We start from the raw sequence: 3,511 nt of genomic DNA, 5'->3' as shown, positions 1-3,511 counted from the left end.
GAGCATCACCGTAAGGTGATGCTCTTTTTTTTCGCGCCCTCTATCTCTCTATCTCCACGACGAAAAGAAGTCCTGATTTTATGGACTTTTCCCGATATATTATTTATGATTTGTCTAATTAGTATAATGCATCAAGATCCTTATAATAGTCCAGTTCTGGATAGTTCTTCCAGTTCAATGGATCCTTAAGCAGTTTTTTGACCTCGGCTGTTGCTTCATGAAAATAGAAATTTAAAGCCTTACTAATCTTCTCAATGATTTCCGAGATCTTCTTCAACTGATTCTCTACAAGTTCCTGCTGTTTTACCCATTTCCTGTTTTCGTCTTTCATCTTCTTCATATCACGCATGATGATATCGCCTGCATTCCTTAATAATCTGGACTGCTGCTCATTGATCTTCTGACGTTCTTTACGGAGTTGCTTCCTCTTTTCCTGCATTTCAAGCTTAGCTTCAATGATCTTATCAAGAGGCATAAGCTCTGATGCCTTCACCCCATAATAGTTGTCTAATGGATACTGACCTGTCACCTTGTATGTATAGAACTCACTTGGAGATAGTGCTGCAAGGGTATCCTGATATCTTTCATTATTATGCATATTGATATAGCCATCGATGAGTCTTCTTACAGTATCTATATCCCCACATCTTGCGATGATGTCAATGACCTCTGTCTTCATGCGCCCAAAGAATGATTCCATAGGGGCGTTGTCCTGACTGTTTCCTCTTCTGGACATTGACTGGATGAAATCATTCTCATTAAGAAGCTGTTTGAACGATGTTGAGAGATACTGTGAACCCTGGTCACTGTGGCAGTATACTTCCAGATTCTTAGGGAACTCGTCCTTATGATTCTCCATCATATTATTGAATGCCTTCTGAACAAGAGATACATCCATTCTGCCTGATACATAATGACCTAGTATTTCAGTTGTATAGGCATCCTTGAATGCACACATATAGGCTGGAGTACGGCTATAGCCGTAATGTATATAAGTGATATCGGTAAGGATGACCTGTCTTACTCCCAGCTTGAAATTGCGGTTAACGAGATTAGGCTTTGCCATGCACTCATGATGGTGGGTTGCCTGTCCCTTGTATGCATCCTTTTTGGGAAGCTGTGCAGTTATCTGCATCTTTTTCATAATGCCTGAAGCTCTTGATACGCTGATGTTGTAATTGAACCTTCTGAACATATGTCGGCGGAAGGTTCGCTTTCCAGGAACGAATCCAAGTGTTTTAATGATCTTCTTGAAGCACTGAATCACATGGCTTTCATCCATTTCTTTAGCTGCCTGCTTACCGTCTCTATCCTCCCTGCGTGACACATAATTATAATAGCCCGTACTGCTTACACCAAACATCTTGAAGACTCTGGTGTTGGTATAACCATTCTCTTTTGCCTTTCCTCTGCTTATGTAGTCATAAGCCATGAAGAGCTTGTCCTCCTTTACTTCTTGTCGCTGTAGGATGAGTATATCTCCTCCAGTATGGAAGGCATTTTTTTTTGAAATTCTACGTAATCCTCAAGATATCTGATACGAGCCTCCTGGTATGCAACCTTCTCTTCAAGGCTCATTTCAGGCATCTCCTCAATAGGGATGCTTCCATCATAGTTCTCAGCCTTTGGTTCAAACTCCCCGTTCTTCGCTTTCTGTCTTGCGCGCTTGGCTGCAGACTGAGCACAGTTCTTTCCAAGCTTCTTAGTATCGAAACCTAATGATTCATAAGCCTCGATTGATGTCATTCCGCTTTCAAGCTGCTTATAAAGTGCAACATAGAAGTCCTTTGTATAGATGAATGCATCCATATTTTTTGTAAGCTCTGCAACGAACTTATTATCTGAATGTTCAATAACTGCATCTCTATGTGCCAGTCTCTGCGCTTCTGTCTGCTGCTGCCTGTTCTTCTTTCTTTCCTGAGCCATATAATTCCATATCCTCCTCTGTTAGAGCGCCAAGCTCAACCGCACGCTTGAGCGCCTTTTCTCTCGCTTTTTTCATCATTTTATCATATTTTTCCTGCTCGTTTTGAAGATAATCTGAATATTCATTATCAGATAATGAATTAAGATAGTCTTCATATTCAGTTGGTGTCATCTTATTACGTGTCCACTGAGGACGCTCATTATTGTAGTAGTATACATAATCATCAATCATTTTCTTCACTCCTTCCGGAGTGGAACAGCCTGACAGGTCGCATTCATCCTTCATATGTCCAAAGAAGGATTCCTGGCTCGCATTATCCCAGCAGTTACCCCTGCGTGACATGGACTGGCTGTATCCCAGTTCCTTGATTCTGTTCTGGAAAAAGTCATTTAAATAGAGGGACCCCTGATCAGAATGGAAAATAGCGTCTTCAGCAGGGTCAAGAGTATCTACTGTATCCATAGCTAGATTAAGATCATTGCCTGAAGAAGTGATATGACTCACAACTCGCCCGCTTACTGCATCCTTTACACATGACAGGTATTCAGTTCTATTCAGCCCGTATTTCAGATAGCTCACATCTGTAAGCAGTATCTCACCCGGTCTTGCCAGACGGAACCTTCTCTTAAGAAGGTTTGGCTTCCTGTTGCTTTTTAAGTTTTCTCTGTTCGTTTTCAATTCAGTACGCTCCCTGCGGATGGCGCATATGCAGTTGTATTTTCTCATCAGTCTGAGAATCTTGTTTCTTCCAAAATGAACACCACATATATCAGGAAGCATCATATAGATGGTGCGTGTTCCTTTTCTGAATCCCTTATAATCCATGACCTTTTTTATGTATTCAAAATCAATCTCATCCTGTCTTTCCTTCATGCCGTAATTATCATCTGAGAGTATTGAATAATAGGAAGATTTGGATATGCCAACTCTCTTTAGTATGGAACGGATGGAATAGTCATACCTGTCGTGTGGAAGGTCTCTGATCCATATGCATAATGCCTTCTTCTGTTCAGGGGAAAGGGAAGGAAGAATTTTCCTGATCCTTTCAAAATGCATCATTGACAGTTTTTCTAGTGCTCTCATCCTGTTGTGCTGAATGCGGCATCTGAACTCCTGATCACACTCAATCATCATATTATCAGAATCGCCATTCCAGGATATGAGCTGTTTCTTTATTTTATTTCGCACTCTGATAGGAAGATCAGAACCATCAATCTCAAATATGCCAAGAATTTCATCGATGGAATAACTAATGAATATTATAGCTTCATCATAGAACTGCTTTTTGAGTGTGAAATGGGTTGCAGTGCATCTCTTGATATATGGATGACCAGAGTATTTCTCTACTGCATCAGCACTTATCTTTTCTTTAGGTTTTTCTCCATCTTCAAGTTTTCTTTTTAATTCATATATTCTATGATATCCGACTTTATTGGGATCAAGACCATAAGATTCAAGCAGGGATTCAATGGACACAGAAGGATATTCCTTGAAGGCTTTATCGATGAAATCAGAACTAAAATTAATTCCTTTTCTTGATTTAACGAATACTCTGGAGTCAATCAGAAATGAATTATCATATAA

General features: G+C 40.1%; 3 protein-coding genes. All 3 read right to left on the bottom strand.

Annotated elements, in window-relative coordinates; translation table 11 throughout:
• Positions 1-118 precede the first annotated feature (118 nt).
• Complete coding sequence (locus EAI80_RS12475; RefSeq protein WP_129982297.1) at positions 119-1,432, bottom strand: IS3 family transposase; 1,314 nt, start codon at positions 1,430-1,432, stop codon at positions 119-121.
• A 17-nt stretch (positions 1,433-1,449) separates the two neighbouring features.
• Positions 1,450-1,926, bottom strand: a complete 477-nt coding sequence (locus tag EAI80_RS12470) for a hypothetical protein (RefSeq protein ID WP_129982296.1) — start codon at positions 1,924-1,926, stop codon at positions 1,450-1,452.
• A partial coding sequence (locus tag EAI80_RS12465) for an IS3 family transposase (protein ID WP_129982295.1) occupies positions 1,865-3,511 on the bottom strand: 1,647 nt, incomplete at its 5' end. The genes EAI80_RS12470 and EAI80_RS12465, both read right to left, overlap by 62 nt.

Origin of the sequence: Catenibacterium sp. co_0103, from assembly GCF_004168205.1 — a bacterium.
Lineage (GTDB): Bacteria > Bacillota_I > Bacilli_A > Erysipelotrichales > Coprobacillaceae > Catenibacterium > Catenibacterium mitsuoka_A.
Note: the sequence above shows the minus strand (reverse complement) of the source record. Positions and strands in the feature narration are given on the sequence as shown.

What these genes read in the sequence shown, in the direction of transcription:
- EAI80_RS12475 (WP_129982297.1), bottom strand. Translation starts at nt 1,432, where the DNA reads ATGGCTTATGACTACATAAGCAGAGGAAAGGCAAAAGAGAATGGTTAT.
- EAI80_RS12470 (WP_129982296.1), bottom strand. Translation starts at nt 1,926, where the DNA reads ATGGCTCAGGAAAGAAAGAAGAACAGGCAGCAGCAGACAGAAGCGCAG.